Here is a 21787-nt window from a genome sequence, read left to right as displayed (position 1 = left end):
TTTAGCTTCAAAGTGGTATTCGCCACACTCTGTATAACCAAGTGCTAAAAAGTGCGCGGCTAGCTTTTCTAGGCCTACTTTTTCTATATTGAACGTACGCAGCGCAATATGGTCGTTAATAATGTCGTCTTTTTGGGTTGAACCTAAAAGGTCATGAATTTTATCTGCCGATGGAGTAACGGCTAAATAGTTATCCCATAGGTTTTCAAATAATGTATTTACGTTTGTGTGCATGTTAAATCCTTAAATTGGGTTATTCACTTATTCAATTACTAAGCCTGGCGCTAAAGTTTGTGGCAGGTTTACCTTATCGGCCTCAACTGATGCTACAGGGTAGGCACAATAATCAGCGGCATAATACGCACTTGCTCTGTGGTTACCACTTGCGCCTATGCCACCAAACGGTGCTGCACTAGAGGCACCTGTAATAGGGCGGTTCCAGTTGACAATGCCGGCACGAATGCGCTTTAAAAAGTGGCTGTAATCATCTTCGTTATCGCCAAGTAAGCCTGCTGATAGACCAAAGCTGGTGTTATTAGCCTCTGCTATTGCGCTGTCAAAGTCGTTGTAGCGATACACTTTAATGAGCGGGCCAAAGTGTTCTTCATCGGCCATGTTTGTAATGTTAGTTACATCAATAATACCTGGGCTTACAAACCCAGTGCCTGCTTTTAGCTGCTTAAGCTCAACAAGTATTTCGCCACCACTTGCAACTAATTCATTTTGCGCTGCAACCATGCCTAAGGCGGCTTTTTCGCTGATCATGGCACCCATAAATGGTTGATCGCTTGCAAAGCTGTCATCAACAACAATGTTTTTAGTGGCGCTAATCAGTTTTTCTAAAATGGCATCGCCATTGAGCGATTTTTCAATAAACACGCGGCGTGCACAAGTACAGCGCTGGCCAGAAGTAATAAAGCCCGATTGAATAATATCGTGCACTGCAGCGCTTACATCGGCTACATTTTTAACGATTAACGGGTTATTACCGCCCATTTCAAGCGCTAATATTTTTCCTGGGTGGCCTGCAAACTGTTTATGTAATAAATGGCCGGTGTTTGAGCTGCCGGTAAAAAATAAGCCGTCTAGGTTTTGATGCGAAGCAAGAGCTTTACCTGTTTCTACTTCACCTTGCACTAGGTTAATAACACCTGCTGGTAAGCCTGCTTTTAACCAAAGTGATAAAGTAAATTCAGCAACGTGAGGGGTTAGTTCAGACGGTTTAAATACCACGGTGTTACCCGCTAAAATAGCCGGTACAATATGGCCGTTTGGTAAATGCCCAGGAAAGTTATACGGGCCAAATATAGCCACAACGCCGTGTGGTTTATGGCGTATAAAGGCTTTTGCACCCGGCATTGGGTTTTCAGTGGTGCCGGTACGCTCGTTGTACGCTTTAATCGAAATGGCCACTTTACCTGTCATAGCGCCTACTTCTGTGCGTGTTTCCCAAAGAGGCTTGCCGGTTTCGCGCGCTATAATGGCTGCAAATTCTTCGCTGTGCTCTTTTAATTGTGCTACAAAGTTTTCAAGTATGGTTATACGCGACTCAATTGGCGTATCTGCCCACTGTACTTGTGCGGCTCTAGCTGCATTGATTGCAGCATCTACTTGATCAGCTGTTGCGCCATTACCTTGCCATACAACTTCGCCGTTACTTGGATTAACAGAGCTAAAAGCGGGGCCTTGGCCTGAATGCCATTGGTTATTTATAAGGTGTGTGTTCATATTTGTTTTACAGGCGGAAAAAACGCGCTGCATCTCCTTGGGATAAATTAAGGGCATCAGCCACTTCTTGGCTTATTACTAATGTGTGTTTAGCGTGGTTATAATGGGCGTGCTGGGTAAAGGTTGCTCTAAACCCACTTACACCTTGATTACAAACGGCTAAAGTATCTGAGCTGTGCTGGCTAATATGTTCCAGCTCGCCAATAGTAATAGGGCATACTTGAGATTCACGAATACTTCGAATATTACCAAGCTTGGCTTCTACCGTTGGGCCTGCATCAAACAAATCAACGTAGCCACGGTGCTCAAAACCTTCTTTTTCGAGCAGTTTAAGTGCGGGTTTAGTTTTTTCATGCACGTTGCCAATCACTGCTTGGGCTTTTTTACTGAGTAAGTTTACGTAAATAGGGTATTTAGGCATTAACTCACTAATAAACACTTTATCGCCAAGCCCCACTAAATGATCGGCCTTGGGAAACTCAATACTAAAAAAGTGCTCTTGCAGCCACTGCCAAAACGGTGAATGACCATCTTCGTCGCTTACACCGCGCATTTCAGCAATCACGGTATCGGCAAAGCGTTCGCTGTGCTGCGCCATAAATAAAAAGCGTGAGCGTGATAAAAAGCGCCCGGTTAAGCCTTTACGGCTGTTTTCGCGCAAAAACAAAGTACATATTTCAGAGCATCCGGTGTAATCGTTACACATGCTTAAAATATCAACGGTGTTATAAACATTAAGTTTAGGCGAGTGGTGTACTGTTTTACCTAAATGGTAATGGTACAAAGGCACAGATAAGCCAACAGCGGCTTCTATGGCGGTTGTGCCAATGACCTCACCTGTTTCACTGTCTTCTAAAACAAATAGGTAGCTTTCATCTAACGGCTGATTGATATTTTTAGCAAAGCTTTTTTCGGCGCGGTCTATTTTGTCTTTTAATTGCTGATCGTCCACCGGAAGTGAGGTAAACCCATGGCCCGATTCAATCGCAATTTGCTTAAGTGCAGCAAAGTCTTCAGTGGTAATCGGACGTAATACTTGCATTTATTACTTGCTCCAACAGCGCGCCCTAAGGCGCGCTTAATTAAATTAGCCGTTTACTACGTCGCTTACTGCTTTTTCAAAGCGTGCTAGGCCTTCTTTAATATCTTCAAATGGAATAACTAAAGAAGGGGTAAAACGAATAACATTCATGCCTGCAACAAGGTTCATTAAACCATTGTTAGCACTGGCAACTAAAAAGTCACGTGCGCGGCCTTCAAATTTATCGTTTAATACCGCACCAATAAGTAAACCTTTACCACGTACTTCGCTAAATACGTTGTATTTTTCGTTAATTGCACTTAAGCCATCGCGAAATAGTTGTTCACGCTCTTTAACGCCGTTGAGTACATCCGGTGTGTTTACGGTGTCAAATGCAGCTTCTGCTACTGCACAAGCTAGTGGGTTACCACCGTACGTAGAGCCGTGCGTACCAACTTTTAAGTGCTCTGCGATATGAGTACGAGTGATCATAGCGCCAATAGGAAAACCACCGCCTAAAGCTTTAGCTGTCGTTAAAATATCGGGCACTACACCTAAACCTTCGTAAGCGTATAAATCGCCAGTGCGGCCAACGCCTGTTTGTACTTCATCAAAAATTAGCAGTGCATTGTGCTTGGTACATAACTCGCGTACTTTTTTAGCAAATTCATCTGTTGGTGAAATAATGCCGCCTTCACCTTGTAGTGGCTCCATCATTACGGCACATGTTTTATCACTGATAAGTGCTTCAAATGCTGCAATATCGTTATAATCACAATGCATAATGTCGCCAGGTTTAGGGCCAAAGCCATCAGAGTAAGCAGCTTGTCCGCCCACTGTTACAGTAAAAAATGTACGTCCGTGAAACCCTTTATTAAAGGCAATAATTTGCGATTTTTCTTCGCTGTGTTCGTCAAGTGCAAAACGACGAGCAAGCTTAAGAGCCGCTTCGTTGGCTTCTGCGCCTGAGTTTGCAAAATACACTTTATCTGCAAATGTCGCTTCAACCATTTTTTGTGCTAAACGCAGGGCTGGCTCATTAGTCATTACATTTGATAAGTGCCAAATTTTTTCGCCTTGCTCTTTTAAAGCAGATACAAGCGCTGGGTGACAGTGGCCTAAACAATTAACGGCAATACCGCCTGCAAAATCAATAAACTCATTGTTATTTTGATCCCACACACGTGAGCCTTCGCCGCGCACTGGAATAACTGCCGACGGATTGTAGTTTGGCACCATTACATCGTTAAATAAGTCTCTTGTTACTTGCATTATGTACACCTAAAAATTGTGAATATTGAATAAAGATTAGCAAAATAAAAACGTTAGCGTTTTCTCAGCTAGGTAATTTTTGTTATTAAGCACTATTATCGAAGGTTGTAGGTTAAATTTGCAGTGCTATTTTGTGAAAAATGATTACAATAAAAGTCAAAATAACGAAATTAATAAGCAATATGATAACTTCACAAGACGAAAAGCTACTTTCAATTTTAAAAACCAATGCAAGAGCCAGTATTTCTGACTTGGCACGCATGCTTAATTTATCGCGCTCTACCGTGCAAAGCCGTATGTTAAAACTTGAAGAAACAGGAGTTATAAAAGGCTATAGCGTAGACTACGGTGAAGACTATTTGACCAGTATGGTCTCGGCTCATGTATCTATAAAGGTGATGCAAAAACTCACCACTAAAACCAATTTAGAACTTAAACAGATTGATGCTATTTCTCAGCTTTATGCCATTAGTGGGGAGTTTGATTTAATTGCTGTAGTGCAAGCGCAAAACTTAGAAAAGCTAAGCCATTTACTTGATGATATAGGTAATTTAGATGGGGTAGAGCGCACAACGTCGTCAGTGATTTTAGAAACAAAATTTAAGCGTTAAAGTATAGTGTTACTGAAGCGTAAGGTTACCTATTGATTTAACTTAATATTTAATTTTATCGAAGTTAGGTATTTTGGCAAAGCCTTACTATACTTATTGTAATTAACACAATTATTTAGCAATGGATTATGCCCACAACGTTATTTTTTGCACTTTTAACTTTAACTGAACCCTTAAAATTAGGTACCAATGTATCGCTTACAACACCAGATAATGCGGTTAACCAAGTGCAATGTATTTTACACAATATGGACATGCCATTTGAGTTGCAATCGTTACCTTGGCTGAGGGCTCGTCGCGAGGTAAAACAAGATAGGTTGGATGGGTATTTTACAACGCATTTAACCTCTGAGATGAGCCAGTATGGTAAGTTGTCATCACCTATTTACCTAGAAAATTGGTACTGGTTTACTCATCCCGATAGCGTTAATAAAGACCCCAAAAAATTACGTTATGGCGTGGTCCATGGCAGTTATCAGGCTAATTGGTTTAAAACGCAAAATATTACCTCGCTGCTTGAAGTAAACTCGCTAGAAGAAATAGTAAACGTACTTCACCATCATAGAGTAGACAAAGTATTACTTGATTTAGATGACTTTAATAATGCTGCCGATCACTTAGGTATTGACGCATCTGCCTACCCGCGCTCATTTTATCGTTATGTGCCTTTAGGTGTTTTTGCTGCTAATAAGCTTATTAATTCGCACCCTTCTTTTTTAGAAAAATTCAACGAAACGATTCCTCAATGTGCCCCTGCACCGTTTTATTTATCACAGGGTGAACAAGTACAAATACTAAATACGTTGTTAGAGCCAATAAAGGCGTTAATTTCACAGCCAATAATTACCGATGCCGCGGCGCAAAGTAACCATATAAAGCTGAAAAACAAAGCGCTTAAACTCGCTGACGAGCTTTGGATAAAAGAAGTTAAAACACATCAACATGATTTAGCTAAAAATATGCTATTTACTGATGCTTCATTATATTTAAAACAATGGCAAAGGCAGTTCAAAGGCATAATTACCGAAATTATAGTGACAGATAAGCAAGGTAAAAATGTGGCTATAAGCAAAATCACCAGCGATTATTGGCAAGGGGATGAGAATAAATTTAGCCTCGTATACCAGCAGTCTTTAGCGTATCGCTTTGACAGTGTTGAATATGATGCTTCAACACATCATTTTCAGGTGCAATTAAGTCTACCGATAAAAAATGCCAAGGGCGATCATATTGGCGTTATTATTTTGGGAGTTGATGTAGAAAAAGCGCTGCACTCATTTAATAACAACGCATTAAATTAATAGCGTGTGCAGCGTCTTATTAAAGCCCGCGTGTATAGCAAAATTTTGTGTAGCTATTTATTTACGGCAGTCTTTGGCGCTTGTCTGATAACGGTTTTTTGTGCTTCATTTAATTTAATAACGTAAGCATTTCCTCCTACCAGCCCTTTAAATTCTTCATCGGTAAAAATAAGTGTATTATCATCATAAAAGGTGATCGCTTCTTTTTGCGTGACAATACCTAAATCGATTCGAGACACATCACCAGAAAAAAACTTGTCGCCTTTAAAGTTTTCGAACAGCCAAATGCTTGTAGAATCAAGTAACACAAGTTTAGTCCTGTCAGGGCTAAGAGCAGCGGATGTGATCCAACAGAGTTTTTCTAGAGTTGTGCATGTTTTAAATGAATCAATTAACTGAGCATCAAAATTGGCTGCATGATCGCCCACTTTATAAACATTGGTTATGCCATCGAAAGGTTCGGTTCTATTTTTGGTAAATAAATATAAATGGCGTTTGTATTCTACAAAGGCTTCTAAATCAAAGTTGCGTTTGTTAGGAGTAATGGGAGTGCCATCCATTTCAGGATAGGTAAACTTAATAATTTCGGCTTCGGTGGTCTCTGTTTTTATATCTATTGGGTTTTCTATTTTATAGATAGTTAACCACTTTCTGTCGTTTTTATTATTGCCAAAATCACCTAAGAAAAAATGACCAAATTTATTTTGCGTCATGTCTTCCCAGTCTATATTTTTAGCATTCGTAACAAGGATTTCTTTTTCTATAGCGCCATCTTCGCCCAGGCGATAAAGTTTTGGGTCGTCACCGCCATCGTTAATCGCCCACAAACGCTTTTTTTTATCAAACTCAATGCCTGAAATTTCTTTTAATTTAGGGTCTACTGATAATTGCTTTTTACTATAAAGGGTATATATAGAAAGGCTTACAAAGGAGGCAAGTGCAATAAATACAATTACCGTAGTAAATAAAATGCTTTTTTTCAACATGAAATTTTTGGTATTTCAGAGACGTAAGATGCTGTGTATTATTACTTAAGCACACTGATAACGAAAGAATTTTATAGGTTAGTGTGAACCTTTATATGATTTTTTGCTCAATATATTAATAATGAAAAATGATTAAGTTGGTTTAATACTTGCTGTACATTAGTTTGTCATTAATAAGCGAAAATTTTTATCGTAATCGCACCTTATATGTGCAGCTAAAAACTTTTTTGCACTGTAATAATGCGTAAATAAAAGTTTGTTTAAATTACCCGCGTTTAATGATGTTTAAATGCACCCCACATCGCCCTTTAAAGTGTTGTATCGGCCCTGTGGCAAAGATTAAGTACCCTTTTGGTTTAGTTGGAGCCTACTATGTTGAATAAACGTTTTTTCAAAACAAAAAATGAAGCTGAAGTTACCTTTGAGTTTACCCACCCTGATGCAGAGCAAGTAAGTTTACTTGGCGAATTTACCGATTGGCAGCCGGTGCCTATGAAGCTTAATAAAAAAGAAGGGGTATTTAAATGTAAGCAACGCTTGCCAGTTGATCAGCAGTTTCATTTTCGTTATTTAATTAATGGTGATATTTGGGATAACGACCACCAAGCAGATGACTACCTACCTAATACATTTGGCACAGAAAATAGCATAGTGAACACTCAACGCATAAATTAAGGCGAGTAAATGGACGCACTTTCGCAGTTGTTTTATCTGCACGGTATCGGTTATGAGTTTACTAAATACACGGGCGAGCAGGTTATATTTAGCGAAGACACGCGCAAACGTGCCTTACAATGTTGTGGTGTAAATACCGAAGATGAACACCAAATAGCACAGCTTAATTATCAATTAGATGTTGCGCCTTGGTTAGAGTTAGCACCCGATACCAGCTTAGTGAATTTAACTGATAACCTTTTTTATATTCGCATAGGTGAGCGTCAACGTGATTTACCTGTGGCGATAACGTTGCCAAAGTTAAACGTTACCTATGAGCGTGCTAACTTACATAATTTGGCCATCACTGGCGATTACTATGCACATGGCGTGCGTTATATTGAAGTAGCAGTGCCGTTAGGGGCTATTCCGGTAGGTTATCATCAGGCGCTGGTTAGTGTAGGGGAGCAAAGCAAAGAGATTCAATTGTGGGCCACCCCAGAAAAAGTTTTTCAAGTAGATGATACTAAGCGCACTGGGCTTTCGCTGCAGTTGTACACAGTTAAAAACAAAGCAGGCCTAGGTGTAGGGGATTTTAATGATTTACTAGAGCTATGTGACTTATGTGCACAGCAACACATGGACTACATATTACTCAACCCATTACATTTGCTGTTTGCACAGCAAAGTGAGCGAGCCAGTCCCTATAGCCCTAATAGCCGTGCGTTATTAAATCCTTTGTACATTTGTGTTGAACTATCAGCTGATGCTAAAAACAATCCACAATTAGATGCTTTGTTACACAGTGATGAGGTAAAAGCGCTTTATAACAGCAATGAACAGTTTATAAATTATGAAAAAGTAAGCGCCGTTAAATATGCATTATTTAAAGCGCTATTTAGTCATTTTGAAGCACATGCCAGCGCTTCACGACGCGATGAGTTTGCACAGTTTTGCAAACAAAACGCCCAGACCCTAACTACGCTAAATTCAGCCAACCCTACCTTTGATTACTACTTACAATGGCAGGCTAAATTACAATTAAGCCATTGTCAGCAGCACTGTTTAAATAAAGGCATGGCAATAGGTTTAATTAATGACCTTGCTGTTGGTTGTGCAGGTGATGGCGTTGAGTATCAATCTCAGCAATCACTTTTTAGTGATAATGCCAATGTTGGCGCGCCGCCAGACCCTTGGGCACAAGCGGGGCAAAATTGGGGGCTGCCTGCACTTAACCCGCAACAATTAAAAAATGATCACTTTGCCTTTTATCGCTCACTTATTAGCGCAAACATGCAAGGTGTTGGCGGTTTGCGCATTGATCATGTTATGGCGCTTAGGCGCTTATGGTGGTGCTTTGAAAATAATCACACACAAGATGGCTGTTATGTTTATTACCCTTTCGAGCACTTATTGGCTATTTTAAAAATAGAGTCTCACCTTAATCAGTGCATAGTAATAGGTGAAGACTTAGGCATAGTCCCGCCCGAGGTAAAACACGCACTTGCTGTAAGTGGTATTTATTCAAATAGCTTATTTTATTTTGAAAAACAACATGATGGCGAGTTTTTACCGTTACAAGAATTACCTAAGCATTGTTTAATTATGATAGCGAATCATGACGTACCGCCATTTTGCGGCTGGTGGCAAACAGATGATTTAGATATTAAACGTCAGTATCAGCTTATTGATGATCAGCAGTACCAACAACAATTGCACGAACGACAACAAGAAAAACAACGATTACTGCGTTTTATACAGTTACATAGCGCAGAGCAACTTAGCGAAACTAGCGATGCTATGTGTGTTTACGGTGAACTTGCCAAAGCACTTGCACGCAGTGAGACCCGTTTATTTGCACTTCAGCTTGATGATTTAGATAAACAAACGTATCCGGTGAATATACCCGGTACTAATACCGAATACCCAAATTGGCGACGTGTTTTAACTCATTCAAGCAACGCTATTTTTAAAAATAATGCCAGTACCTTGGCTGCAGTTAATTCAATAAGGAAAGGATATGAGTAGTACCGCACCAAAGGATTCATTACAGACCCATTACGACGGACAGGTAACTGCACTTCAAGGCGGCAGATTTAAAGACCCTTTTAGTTTTTTAGGGGCACATGCTTATAAAAATGGCTACGAAATACGCGTGTATTTACCCGCGGCTAAAAATGTAAATATTATTATTAATGATAAAAAAGTTATTGCTAAGCGTTATAACAGTAGCGATTTATTTATTGCACCAAGCAACGAAATGCCCACGCAGCCTTATAAGTGCAACGTTGAATATGCAAACTCAGCATTATGTTTTTACGATGAATATAGCTTTGCAAGCAGCCTAGATACGGATGCAATGTATTTATTTAACGAAGGCAGTTTAGAGCATGCATATAAACATTTAGGCGCTCACTTTATTAATCAACAAGGGGTTGATGGAGTGCGTTTTTGTGTGTGGGCGCCTAATGCAGCCAGTGTATCTGTTATTGGCGAATTTAACCTTTGGCAAGCTAATCGTCATTATATGCGTTTTCATCCTGCGTGTGGTGTATGGGAGCTTTTTATCGCAGGGCTTCAGCCCGATACCTGTTATAAATTTTCTATTGCGACACAGCAAGGCGATGTGCTTGAAAAAGCAGATCCGTTTGCCTTTAAAATGCAGCAAGCTCCGGGTACGGCCAGTGTGTTACAACAGCAAGCAGCGGCTATTTCGCTCAGTGATAGCGAGCTTAAAAATCGTCAAAAGCGTAACCATATAGACGCGCCCATAAGTATTTACGAAGTGCACTTAGGGTCATGGCAAAGGGCTGAAGAAAACCGCTATTTAAGCTATAGCGAACTTGCCGACAAACTGGTTAATTACACGCTTGAAATGGGCTTTACGCATATTCAATTAATGCCAATAAGTGAATACCCGTTTGATGGCTCTTGGGGTTACCAGCCGGTGGGGTTGTTTGCACCAACTAGTCGCTTTGGTGATTACAGCAGTTTTAAATACTTTGTTCAGCAGTGCCACAAAGCAAACTTAGGCGTGCTACTTGATTGGGTGCCTGGGCATTTTCCTAGTGATCCGCATGGTTTACACCACTTTGACGGCACGCATTTATTTGAACATGCCGATATTCGACAGGGCTTTCACCCTGATTGGAATACCTATATTTATAATTACGACCGCCCGGAGGTTAAAAGCTTTTTAATCTCTAATGCGATGTATTGGCTAGAGCAATTTGGCCTTGATGGACTGCGCGTAGATGCGGTGGCTTCAATGCTTTATTTAGATTACAGCCGCAAAGAAGGTGAATGGGTTGCCAATTGTTATGGTGGGCGAGAAAACCTAGGCGCTATTGAGTGCTTAAAGCAGGTAAATTTGCGTAGTTATAAAAACAATCCGGGCATTATGATGGTGGCTGAAGAGTCGACCGCGTGGCCGGGAGTCACTCAAAGTGTTGATCACAATGGCTTAGGTTTTGGCTACAAATGGAATATGGGGTGGATGAACGACAGCCTTCATTACATGCAACATGACCCGCTTTATAGGCAGCATCATCATCACGAAATGACGTTTTCTATGGTGTACGCATTTAGCGAAAATTACATTTTACCGCTAAGTCATGACGAAGTTGTACATGGTAAAGGCTCATTAATTGAAAAAATGCCTGGTGATGATTGGCAAAAATTTGCGAATTTACGTGCGTATTACGCATTTATGTGGGCGCACCCCGGTAAAAAGCTGTTGTTTATGGGAGGCGAAATAGCACAGCGAAAAGAGTGGGATCACAACCATTCTATTGATTGGCATTTGCTAGAGCATAAAAGCCACCGCGGTATACAAAACACTGTACAAGCGCTTAATACTGTTTATAAAAAGTCGCCTGCACTGTATGAACTCGACTCAAGCCCTGCGGGTTTTGAATGGATAGATAACAACAATAACGAGCAAAGTATATTTAGTTTTGTACGTTATGCTAAAAATGCCCACGACTTTATTGTAGTAGTGGCAAACTTTACGCCCGTTTCTTATCAAGAGTATGAAATTGGGGTACCCGCAGCGGGTAAATATAAGGTTATTTTAAACACCGATGATGACGCTTTTTTTGGCTCAGGTATTAAAGTAACAGCAAACAAAAACGCCACGGTTAGTAGCGTTAAGGCAAGCGCTCATGGCTTTTCGCATAGCATTAAAATTGCAATGGGCGGGTTAACGACTATTTATTTACAAAAGGTTGAAGATGAGTAATCGATTTGAGGTTTCACATGGGCAACCACATCCACTTGGCGCATCTATTAGCAGTGGCGGCGTTAACTTTAGCTTGTACGCACCTAAAGCAACACAAGCTTATGTGTGTTTATTTGATAAAAGTGGGCACTCTGAAATATTAAAAGTAACCATGCATATTAACGAAGGCGGTATATGGACAGCCCATGTAGCGCCCTTAGCCGAAGGCGCATTATATGGTTATCGCGTAGAAGGGGAGTACAGCCCTGAAAAAGGTCTGCTGTTTAACGAGCACAAGTTGCTGATTGACCCTTATGCAAAAGACTTATTTGGCGAATTCACATGGAGTGAGCGCCACTATGGGCAAATGCCTATTGGCACGAAAAGCACCGTTAATAATGCCATTGATATACCTAAATCACGGGTTATTAATAGCCAGCCTTATAAACATAAAAAGCCAAACCATAGCTGGTCTAATACCGTTATTTATGAGTGCCATGTAAAAGGCGCCACGTGCCGACACCCTAATATCCCTAAAAATTTACAAGGTAAGTTTTTAGGCTTAAGCCACCCTAGCTTTATTGAGCATTTGCATAATTTAGGGGTCACCGCACTAGAGCTGCTCCCTGTACATGCTTTTATAAGTGAGCAGTTTTTAACAGCAAAAGGGCTGCAAAATTATTGGGGCTACAACACACTCAACTTTTTTACCCCCCATAAAGATTATTTAGTTGATGATGACATTAACGAATTTAAGCGCATGGTTAGCGAGCTTCATAAAGCGGATATAGAGGTTATTTTAGATGTGGTTTATAACCACACCGCAGAAGCGGGCGCCGATGGGCCGATTTTATCGCTCAGAGGACTAGATAACCTAGCTTATTATCGAACGGTGGCTGATAAGCCTCAGGTGTATATAAACGATACAGGCTGCGGTAACACCATTAATATTGATCATCCTAAAACCTTAAAGCTGGTACTTGATAGCTTACGTTATTGGGTGCAAGTAATGGGAGTAGACGGATTTAGATTTGATTTAGCCACCATTTTAGGCCGAAATGCCCATGGTTTTAATAGCGCCCATGCGTTTTTTCAAGCCATTGAGCAAGACCCTGTATTGAGCCGTGTAAAGCTTATTAGTGAGCCCTGGGATATAGGGCCAGGAGGTTATCAACTGGGGGCTTTTGCTGCACCTTGGCGAGAGTGGAATGACCAATACAGAGATGTAATACGCCGATTTTGGCAAAGCGAAGAAGGCGTTATTGCAAATGTGGCAAAACGTATTCATGGCTCATTTGATATTTTTGAGCACAGCCAGCGCGGGCCGCTAAACAGCATTAATTTTATTACCAGCCATGATGGTTTTACGCTTGCCGATTTAGTGAGTTATGAGCACAAACATAACGAAGCGAATGGCGAGCAAAATCGCGATGGCCACAGCGCTAATCATTCCACCAATTGTGGTGTTGAAGGATTTACTAATGATGCCAAAATTATTGCCCTAAGGCTGCAGCAACAAAAGAACTTTTTACTTACGCTAATACTCTCAAAAGGGGTGCCTATGATTGCCTCAGGCAGTGAAATGGGTCACTCGCAAGGGGGCAATAATAATGCGTATTGTCAAAATAACCGCACCAGTTGGTTGGCATGGAAAGACTCACAGCTAAATCATTCACTAACCCGATTTATTGACGATGCACTAAAAATAAGGCGTGGTCACAGTGCGTTTAAACACAGTGTATTTTCAGAAGATATAGACGAGCGCTTTACAGTTAAATGGTTTACCGAGCAAGGCGTAAAAATGACTAACGAGCATTGGCACGAGCCACAGCGCCAGTTTTTAATGTATAGCTTGTTAGATAAGCAAAATAAATACGCCTTATTAATCATTTTAAATGCGAGTAAAAAAACAGTTTTTTGTAAGTTACCCCCATCGCCTATCGCGGCGCAATGGGACATGGTTTTATCAAGTGTACATAACGCATCGGTGAGTAGTAAAGAGGATGCAATAGTCGAAATTTCAGCACAAAGCAGCTGGGTTTTTAGTGCAAATTTAGAGGACGATGGTCATGTCTAAGCAAGACGAAAATGTGTGTGTGGTAAAAGGGTGGCAAGAAGGCCCTGTAATTGATGAAAGCACTTTAAAAGATGATTTAACTCGGCACTTTTATTACAGTTTAGGGCGTGACAAAGTGGGTGAGTCGCAACTGTATTTATATCATGCGCTTGCGCTGACAATCAGAGATCGGCTGGTTGCTCGTTGCAGAGAAACCAAACAACAAATCAAGCAAGAAAAACGCCGTAAAACAGCTTACCTATCGCTAGAATTTTTAATGGGTAGAGCACTTGGTAATGCAATTTTAAATCTCGACTTAGACGAGCAAGTCTCCAGTGCACTGCAAGAGTATTGCACCACAATTGAAACCGTAGCCCAGGCAGAGCACGATGCAGGGCTAGGTAATGGTGGCCTTGGGCGTTTAGCTGCCTGCTTTTTAGATAGTTGTGCAAGCCTTGCGCTTCCCGTGGTTGGTTACGGTATTCGCTACGAATACGGCATGTTTAACCAATCATTAAAAAATGGCCACCAAGTTGAGCAACCCGATAACTGGCTTCGTGAGGGGCACCCGTGGGAGCTTGCCGCGCCTGAGCAATCACAACGAGTGAAGTTTTTTGGGCACGTACAAAGTTATACCGACAAACATGGGCGTGAACACCGTCAATGGGTTGGTTGTCACGACGTATTAGCTGTGCCATATGATGTGCCTATTCCTGGTTATAAAAACGACATTGTTAATACGCTAAGGCTATGGAAATCAGAAGCGACCGATGAATTTAACTTAACCGAGTTTAATGCGGGGAGTTATTCAGAAGCGGTAGCGCAAAAAAACCTAGCAGAACAAATCACAATGGTGCTTTACCCAAATGACAGCAGTGAAAATGGTAAAGAGCTTAGATTGCGCCAACAGTACTTTTTATCATCAGCGAGTATTCAAGATATCGTATCGCAATGGGTTGAACAATACGGCGAAGACTTTAGTGACTTTGCTGCACATCATGTATTTCAATTAAACGATACGCACCCAAGTATTGCCGTGGCAGAGTTAATGCGCATTTTGGTTGATGACTACGAGCTTGATTGGGATAACGCGTGGGAAATTACAACCAGCACAATGGCTTACACTAACCACACGCTATTGCCAGAGGCTTTAGAAAAATGGTCAGTGCCGCTTTTTGCAAAACTATTGCCGCGAATTTTAGAAATTATTTATGAAATAAACGCCCGCTTTTTAGCGCAAGTGGCTCAGCATTGGCCAGGCGATGCAAGTAAACAGCGTGCTCTTTCGTTAATTGAAGAAGGCGACGTGCCGCAAATACGCATGGCTTATTTAGCGATTGTGGGCAGTTATTCGGTAAATGGTGTGGCCGCACTACATACCCAACTTTTAAAAGAAGGGCTATTTAAAACCTTTTATGAGCTTTGGCCTAACAAGTTTAATAATAAAACCAACGGGGTTACGCCAAGGCGTTGGTTAGCACACTGCAACCCGGCCTTGAGTCATTTAATTACAGAAAAAATTGGCTCAAAATGGGTTAGCGATTTTGCAGATATAAGCCAATTACGCCGCTACTTCGACGACACCGCGTTTCATCAGCAATGGCAAAATGTTAAACGCGAAAATAAACAACGTCTCGTCGATTTAGTGAAAGAGCGCTGTGATGTTGATTTTGATGTAGAGATGATGTTTGACGTACAAGTTAAACGTATTCACGAATACAAACGCCAGTTATTAAATGTACTTCATGTTATTCATTTATACGACCGTATACGCAGAGGCGATACTACAAACTTAGTACCACGTTGTGTGCTTTTAGGGGGTAAAGCTGCCCCTGGTTATTACATGGCTAAAAAAATAATTAAGCTAATTAATAATGTAGCTGAGGTTATTAATAAAGACCCACTTGCAGCGCCTTATTTACGAGTTGCGTTTTTGCCAAATTATAATGTAACCGCAATGGAAACTATTTGCCCTGCAACCGATTTATCAGAGCAAGTATCGACCGCAGGTAAAGAAGCATCAGGCACTGGTAACATGAAGTTTATGATGAATGGTGCGCTTACTATTGGCACGTTAGATGGGGCGAATATTGAAATTAGAGACGCTGTTGGCGCTGATAACTTCTTTTTGTTTGGTGCCCAGGCTCATCAAATTGATGATATTAAATCGCGATATAACCCTTCACATTTAATAGAGCAAAACAGCGACCTAAGCCACGTAATGCAGTTACTCGAAAGCGGGCAATTTAACCTGTTTGAGCCTAATTTATTTGACGACATTATAAATGCTATTAAAAGCCCTCACGATCCGTGGTTGGTTGCACATGACTTTGAAAGCTATGTGGCAGCGCAAAAGCAGGTAGAGGCTGCGTATCAAGACCAAACGCATTGGACGCAAATGAGTATTTTAAATACGGCCGCAAGCGGCATATTTTCAAGCGATAGAACCATAAGCCAATACAGTGAAGATATTTGGCACCTAACCCCCCTAACTATTAGTGAAACAGACTTACATGCAACTACGAGCCATGCCACTAAGAGCACAGACTAAACGGAGAGAGTATTATGCCTAGTTATGCAAATCGTTACATAAGTAGCTTAACCCGAGATACGTACGCGTTAATACTGGCTGGTGGACGCGGCTCACGCTTACACGAATTGACAGATTGGCGCGCAAAGCCCGCTGTTTATTTTGGCGGTAAGCACCGTATTATCGATTTTCCATTATCAAATTGTATCAATTCGGGTGTGAGGCGTGTAGGAATAGCCACACAATATAAATCGCACTCTTTGATTCGCCATGTTAATCGCGCTTGGGGCCATTTTAAAAAGGAGCTGGGGGAGTCGGTTGAAATTTTACCCGCATCTCAGCGTAATGGTGATGAGTGGTATTGTGGGACTGCCGATGCGGTTTTTCAAAACATGGATATTATTCGCCACGAACTGCCAAAATATGTGATGATTTTGTCAGGCGATCACGTTTATCGAATGGATTACGGCGCACTATTAGCCGAGCATGTGCAAAAAGGCGCCGACATGACAGTATGTTGCCTTGAAGTACCTGTTGAAGAGGCTGCAGATACCTTTGGGGTAATGACTGTTGATGAAAAAAATCGGGTATGTCGCTTTGATGAAAAACCTTCGATCCCCAGCTCTGTCCCTGGTAAGCCAGGTACCTGCTTAGCCTCTATGGGCAACTATGTGTTTAATACTGAGTTTTTATTTGAGCAGCTAAAAAAAGATGCTGAAAATGAAGGTTCCGGCCGCGACTTTGGGCACGATATTATTCCGGCAATTATAGAAGAGCACAGTGTGTATGCGTTTCCGTTTAGAGATCCCATGCAAGAAGGGCAACCTTATTGGCGCGATGTTGGAACGTTAGACTCGTTTTGGGAAGCCAATATGGAATTGGTAATGCCCGAGCCACAGCTAGATTTATACGATCCAACCTGGCCTATTTGGACCTATCAAGAGCAGTTGCCACCGGCTAAGTTTATTTTTGATGATGAAGATAGACGAGGTATGGCGGTAGACTCAACGGTATCAGGAGGGTGTATTGTATCGGGCTCAGTAGTTAGAAAATCACTGCTGTTTTCAAACGTGCACGTGCGTTCATTTTGCGAAATAGAGCAATCGGTTATTTTACCCGGGGCTCTCATTAATCGTCATTGTAAAATTAAGCGAGCCATAATTGATCGAAGCTGTGAAATACCCGCAGGGCTAGAAATTGGCTACGATAGAAAAGCCGATGAAGAAAATGGCTTTAGGGTATCTAAAAAAGGCATCGTATTAGTCACCCGTGATATGCTCACGGAACTTGCTAAAAAGCTTGAACGTCAAGCACACGAAAATAAAAAGTTCGCTTAAAATCGGATGCGAATAACAAAGGTTAAGGAAGTAGTAAATAAATGCATGTATTAATGGTTGCCGCAGAAAACGATGCTTTACCAAACGCTAAAGTGGGCGGGGTAGCAGATGTAGTCAGAGATGCCCCAAAAGCACTAGCAGCACAAGGCGTGAGCGTAGATGTTGTTATTCCTGATTATGGGTTTGAGCAACTGCAACGTGAATATATAGGTGATGTCACTGTTATATTTAGAGCGCAGCCACAGGTATTATCTTTATTTAAAATAAGTGATGACAACACACACATTAATCAATTTGTTATTTCGCACCCACTGTTTAGCCAATCGGGTTCGGTGTATTGCAATGACGAACCCGGGCGACCTTTTGCTACTGATGCAACAAAATATGCATTATTTAGTGCCGCTCTATGTGAAGCGCTGCTTCAGGGTTTAATAACGCGCCCTCAAGCACTGCATCTACATGATTGGCATAGCGCGTGTGTCGCCGTATTATTAAAATTTGATAAACGCTACGATACCCTCGCTAATTTACATATTGCCTATACAGTTCATAATTTAGCACTGCAAGGGATCAGGCCTTTTAAACACGACGACTCGAGTTTAGAGGCTTGGTTTCCTTCGTTAGGTTATAACGGGCAACATTTGTGTGACCCTCGTTACCCACACTGTTTTAATCCTATGCGCAGTGCTATAAATTTGGCAGATAAAGTTCATTTAGTCTCACCTACTTACAGTACCGAGGTACTAAAGCCGAGTAATTATCAGCAAGGTTTTTTTGGTGGAGAAAGCTTAGAGCTTGATTTACAAAATCAATCGGCTCAAGGCAAGGTGGTGGGAATATTAAATGGCTGTGAATACCCTGAGAAAAACCCTGAGCAGGTTACTTTATCGCTCTTGTATGAGCGTATTGAACATACTTTATTTAACTGGATGGCAAAACATGAGCAGCTTGAAACGAGCTACTATGTGGCGCATCAGCGCATGCTGCAGTTTAAAAACACGCCAATAGATGGGCCCCTCGTAACAAGTGTTGGCAGGCTGACCGAGCAAAAGGTGTTATTACTTTGCCAACAATACGGTAATGCATTAGCGCTTGATAACGTGTGTGAAATAATTAACCGTTTTAATGGTCGTCTTATTATTTTAGGCTCTGGTGACAAAGCCCTTGAAAGCATTTTTACCAAGGCTATGGCACGCAATGCAAACTTATTGTTTTTAAAAGGTTATGGGCAAGGTATTGGCGATAGCCTATATGAGCTAGGGGATTTATTTTTAATGCCAAGCTCGTTTGAGCCATGCGGAATTAGTCAAATGCTTGCTATGCGCGCAGGGCAACCTTGTTTAGTACACAGTGTTGGCGGTCTAAAAGACACCGTAAGCCACAACAACAATGGCTTTGCATTTTCTGGCGGCTCGTTGAATGAACAAGTTGATGGGTTAATGACATGCTTGACTGAAACCCTTACGCTAAAACAGCAAAATCCTAAGCAATGGAGTAACATTACAGCTAATGCTAAAGGAGCACGTTTTTCGTGGGAAACGGTCGCTGCTGATTATATTTCAAGCATGTATTGCTAAATCATTAAAATTAAACGCAGTAGAAGTGACATTTATACCTATTTACGCTATTAATTACTTAGTTTGAGTATATAAATAAGAAGTAGGTAATGTGTCTGTATTTGTTGCAAGGCAAGCAATATTCAATCGTAAGCAAAATGTAGTTGCTTACGAGCTTTTATTTCGTAATAGTGCTGAAAACTTTTTTCCCGATATAGAAGAAGGTCAAGCAACTGCTCGCCTAATAATGGAAAACCAGCTTAATTTAGGCACACGCCACATCACCTCAGGTAAAACGGCACTGATAAATATAGGCCCAGACTCTTTAAAGCACAATTTATGTGACTTTTTACCCTGCAAAGATGTGGTCATTGAGCTATTAGAAACCATTGAACCCACCGACGATAACTATCAGCTTTGCAGAGAGCTTTTTCATAAAAACTATAAACTCGCATTAGATGACTTTGTTTATAACGAGCAATGGGAGCGATTTTTAAAGTTTATTAAGCTAGTAAAATTTGATATTGCGCAAACGCCTTTATCAGATATTGCCGAGATTGTAGAAAAACTAAAACAGCATAAAAAAATAAAAATATTAGCAGAAAAAATAGAAACCCAAGCCGATTATCACCAAGCACATAAAATGGGGTTTGATTACTTTCAAGGCTACTTTTTTGCCAAGCCCACAATGCACGAACAGCAAGACATTGATTATAACTATGCGTTAGTTGTGGCTATTTACGCGCAAGTAATGAAACCAAGCCCAGATATAAAGCAAATTAGTGCGTTATTTGAAGCCGATGCGGCCTTGGCTTATAAGCTTATGCGGCTAATTAACAGCGGTGTTTTTCCTATTCAAAGTAAAATATCATCTATTAAGCAGGCGTTAGTGTATTTAGGGCATGAGCGTTTAAAAAAGTTTGTTAGTTTAATTGTTACCGCGCACACCGCGGGTAAAAAGCCAGCAGAGCTAATGCAAGTGTGTGTAGTTAGAGCACGCTTTTGTGAGCTAATAGCAAAGCAGGTGTCTAAATCGTTGGCGGGTGAGGCGTTTTTAACCGGCTTGTTTTCGTTACTAGATGCGATACTCGATCAACCTATGAGTTTATTAGTCGAAAAGTTACCTTTTCCTGATGATATTAAAGCGGCATTATTAAACGAAAAAAACACCCTATATTATATTTTAAATGTAGTACAAGCGTACGAAACAGGTAGCTGGTGGACATTAGAAAAAGCCGTTATATTACTTAATGTTAAAAGTGATGTGCTGCCAGGGTTATATAATCAAGCCGTAGATTGGGCAGATAATTATAAAAATAATAGTTAAAGGACAGTAACCGCTCATTATGCGAAATTATAATATGGACTTTATTCGCGGCATTGCCGTGCTTTGCTTAGTGTATATGAATGGCTATGCGTTTGGCTTAATGGATTATAGCTATATTCCTTTAACTACCCCGCCTTTTAGCGACACCCTTATCCATGCAGTGAGTATTTTTTTTGTTGATGGCCGATTTAGAACGCTGTTTAGCTTACTGTTTGGTGCAGGGCTTTATATTCAATGGCAAAAAGTTAAATCAACAGCGCCTTTAAAAGCGCGATTGCATTGGCTCATCATTTTTGGTTTGGTACATGGTTTTTTACTTTGGGCTGGCGACATTTTATTTTTGTACGGTGTATCTGGCTGGTTTGCCCTAAAATATTTACAAAGTAATAACCAACTGCTTATAAAAAGAGCAGGGGAGTTTCTTTTAATTGGTTGTGTAACCACGGGGTTGGTGCTCTTTAGTGCGCCAGATGAAGTCGTTTATCGTGATTCAGCACAGTATATCGATTTATATAGCCCGCATTACAGCGATTACTTTTTGAGTAATCTAGGTATGAATATATTAATGCTGGTAGCTGTTCCTATCATGATCATGTGGCTGTGCGTAGGGCTAATGCTGATTGGCATATATTTATATAAAAATGAGGTTTTTAGTAAAGGTTTAACCAATCCGCATCTTATTGTTTGTATAGCTGGCGCCTTTATTTTTTCAGGCATGAGGCTTTATGCGTCAAAGTTTACAGGGGGAGCAGGGTTCGCCATACAAGAGTTTATAAATACCTTTGCCGCATTGTTCATGGCTGTATTTTATATTCATCTCATCGTTAAATTTTGTAATAACCGTGCTCATGTGGGCCAGCTTATTCAGCAAGCTGGGCGCTTAGCTTTTACCTTATATATATGCCAAACACTGATGCAGCTATTGCTTTATAAAGTGTTGTATCCGCAGTGGGTATTAAGTTTTAACCGAATAGACTATTGGATAGTCGCGACTGGGCTAGTTAGCGTGCAGCTATTGTTTACAGCTTTATATTGTCGCTATTATGAGCAAGGGCCACTGGAATATGTTTGGCGCAGGTTAACTCAAGCTAAAATTGCAAAAATTAATGCGTAAAGGTTTAAATTAGGGGCGAAAAATAATGGCGTGTGGTTTACACTAGTCGCCTTTAAAATTAGGACCATTAAGTGC

The 21787-nt window shown here is 40.9% G+C and carries 16 protein-coding genes; 11 read left to right on the top strand and 5 right to left on the bottom strand.

Annotation, left to right across the window (positions count from 1 at the left end):
- From B4F91_RS05980 to B4F91_RS05965, 4 genes are all read right to left on the bottom strand, one after another.
- Positions 1–234 (bottom strand): 2-oxoadipate dioxygenase/decarboxylase family protein (locus tag B4F91_RS05980; RefSeq protein WP_288635428.1); only part of this gene is annotated, 234 nt, incomplete at its 3' end.
- A gap of 27 nt (positions 235–261) precedes the next feature.
- Entirely contained in the window at positions 262–1728 is a 1467-nt protein-coding gene (gene astD, locus B4F91_RS05975; protein ID WP_286936588.1) for a succinylglutamate-semialdehyde dehydrogenase, read from the bottom strand.
- 7 nt (positions 1729–1735) lie between these two features.
- Positions 1736–2770, bottom strand: a complete 1035-nt coding sequence (astA, locus tag B4F91_RS05970) for an arginine N-succinyltransferase (RefSeq protein ID WP_286936590.1) — start codon at positions 2768–2770, stop codon at positions 1736–1738.
- Between the two features lie 45 nt (positions 2771–2815).
- On the bottom strand, positions 2816–4021 hold the full coding sequence (locus B4F91_RS05965; protein WP_248531885.1) for an aspartate aminotransferase family protein: 1206 nt from the start codon (positions 4019–4021) through the stop codon (positions 2816–2818).
- A 182-nt stretch (positions 4022–4203) separates the two neighbouring features.
- Between B4F91_RS05965 and B4F91_RS05960 the strand changes: the two genes are divergently transcribed.
- Together B4F91_RS05960 and B4F91_RS05955 are read left to right on the top strand one after the other, a co-directional pair.
- The gene (locus B4F91_RS05960; protein ID WP_031289416.1) at positions 4204–4632 is read left to right on the top strand and encodes an Lrp/AsnC family transcriptional regulator; all 429 of its coding nucleotides are present in this window, start codon (positions 4204–4206) and stop codon (positions 4630–4632) included.
- Positions 4633–4760: 128 nt separating this feature from the next.
- The gene (locus tag B4F91_RS05955; protein ID WP_273606133.1) at positions 4761–5933 is read left to right on the top strand and encodes a cellulose-binding family II protein; all 1173 of its coding nucleotides are present in this window, start codon (positions 4761–4763) and stop codon (positions 5931–5933) included.
- 53 nt (positions 5934–5986) lie between these two features.
- Here B4F91_RS05955 and B4F91_RS05950 read toward each other — a convergent pair whose 3' ends face one another.
- On the bottom strand, positions 5987–6919 hold the full coding sequence (locus tag B4F91_RS05950; protein WP_054981905.1) for a hypothetical protein: 933 nt from the start codon (positions 6917–6919) through the stop codon (positions 5987–5989).
- A gap of 372 nt (positions 6920–7291) precedes the next feature.
- On the opposite strand from B4F91_RS05950, the gene B4F91_RS05945 reads away from it, so the two are divergent.
- From B4F91_RS05945 to B4F91_RS05905, 9 genes are all read left to right on the top strand, one after another.
- Positions 7292–7594: an isoamylase early set domain-containing protein gene (locus tag B4F91_RS05945; protein ID WP_004586437.1), complete on the top strand. Its 303-nt coding sequence runs from the start codon at positions 7292–7294 to the stop codon at positions 7592–7594.
- Positions 7595–7603: 9 nt separating this feature from the next.
- Positions 7604–9601 carry a 4-alpha-glucanotransferase gene (malQ, locus tag B4F91_RS05940; protein ID WP_288635427.1) on the top strand — a complete coding sequence of 666 codons (1998 nt, stop codon included), beginning with the start codon at positions 7604–7606 and terminating at the stop codon, positions 9599–9601.
- Positions 9594–11813 (top strand): 1,4-alpha-glucan branching protein GlgB, encoded by a 2220-nt coding sequence (gene glgB, locus B4F91_RS05935; protein WP_286938459.1) that lies wholly within the window; start codon positions 9594–9596, stop codon positions 11811–11813. The genes malQ and glgB overlap by 8 nt, the downstream gene beginning before the upstream one ends.
- The gene (gene glgX, locus B4F91_RS05930) at positions 11806–13869 is read left to right on the top strand and encodes a glycogen debranching protein GlgX (RefSeq protein ID WP_286938458.1); all 2064 of its coding nucleotides are present in this window, start codon (positions 11806–11808) and stop codon (positions 13867–13869) included. The genes glgB and glgX overlap by 8 nt, the downstream gene beginning before the upstream one ends.
- Positions 13862–16399 (top strand): glycogen/starch/alpha-glucan phosphorylase, encoded by a 2538-nt coding sequence (locus B4F91_RS05925; RefSeq protein ID WP_286938456.1) that lies wholly within the window; start codon positions 13862–13864, stop codon positions 16397–16399. Before glgX ends, B4F91_RS05925 begins: the two co-directional genes overlap by 8 nt.
- Before the next feature lie 14 nt (positions 16400–16413).
- Entirely contained in the window at positions 16414–17715 is a 1302-nt protein-coding gene (glgC, locus tag B4F91_RS05920; RefSeq protein ID WP_004586432.1) for a glucose-1-phosphate adenylyltransferase, read from the top strand.
- A gap of 41 nt (positions 17716–17756) precedes the next feature.
- Positions 17757–19292 (top strand): glycogen synthase, encoded by a 1536-nt coding sequence (locus B4F91_RS05915; protein ID WP_288635426.1) that lies wholly within the window; start codon positions 17757–17759, stop codon positions 19290–19292.
- 91 nt (positions 19293–19383) lie between these two features.
- Entirely contained in the window at positions 19384–20598 is a 1215-nt protein-coding gene (locus B4F91_RS05910; RefSeq protein WP_029774480.1) for an EAL and HDOD domain-containing protein, read from the top strand.
- Positions 20599–20632: 34 nt separating this feature from the next.
- Positions 20633–21712 (top strand): DUF418 domain-containing protein, encoded by a 1080-nt coding sequence (locus B4F91_RS05905; RefSeq protein ID WP_286938465.1) that lies wholly within the window; start codon positions 20633–20635, stop codon positions 21710–21712.
- The last annotated feature ends 75 nt before the right edge of the window (positions 21713–21787 follow it).

The sequence above is a fragment of the Pseudoalteromonas sp. UBA6610 genome (assembly GCF_002433295.1).
Taxonomy (GTDB): Bacteria; Pseudomonadota; Gammaproteobacteria; order Enterobacterales; family Alteromonadaceae; genus Pseudoalteromonas; species Pseudoalteromonas atlantica.
Note: the sequence above shows the minus strand (reverse complement) of the source record. Positions and strands in the feature narration are given on the sequence as shown.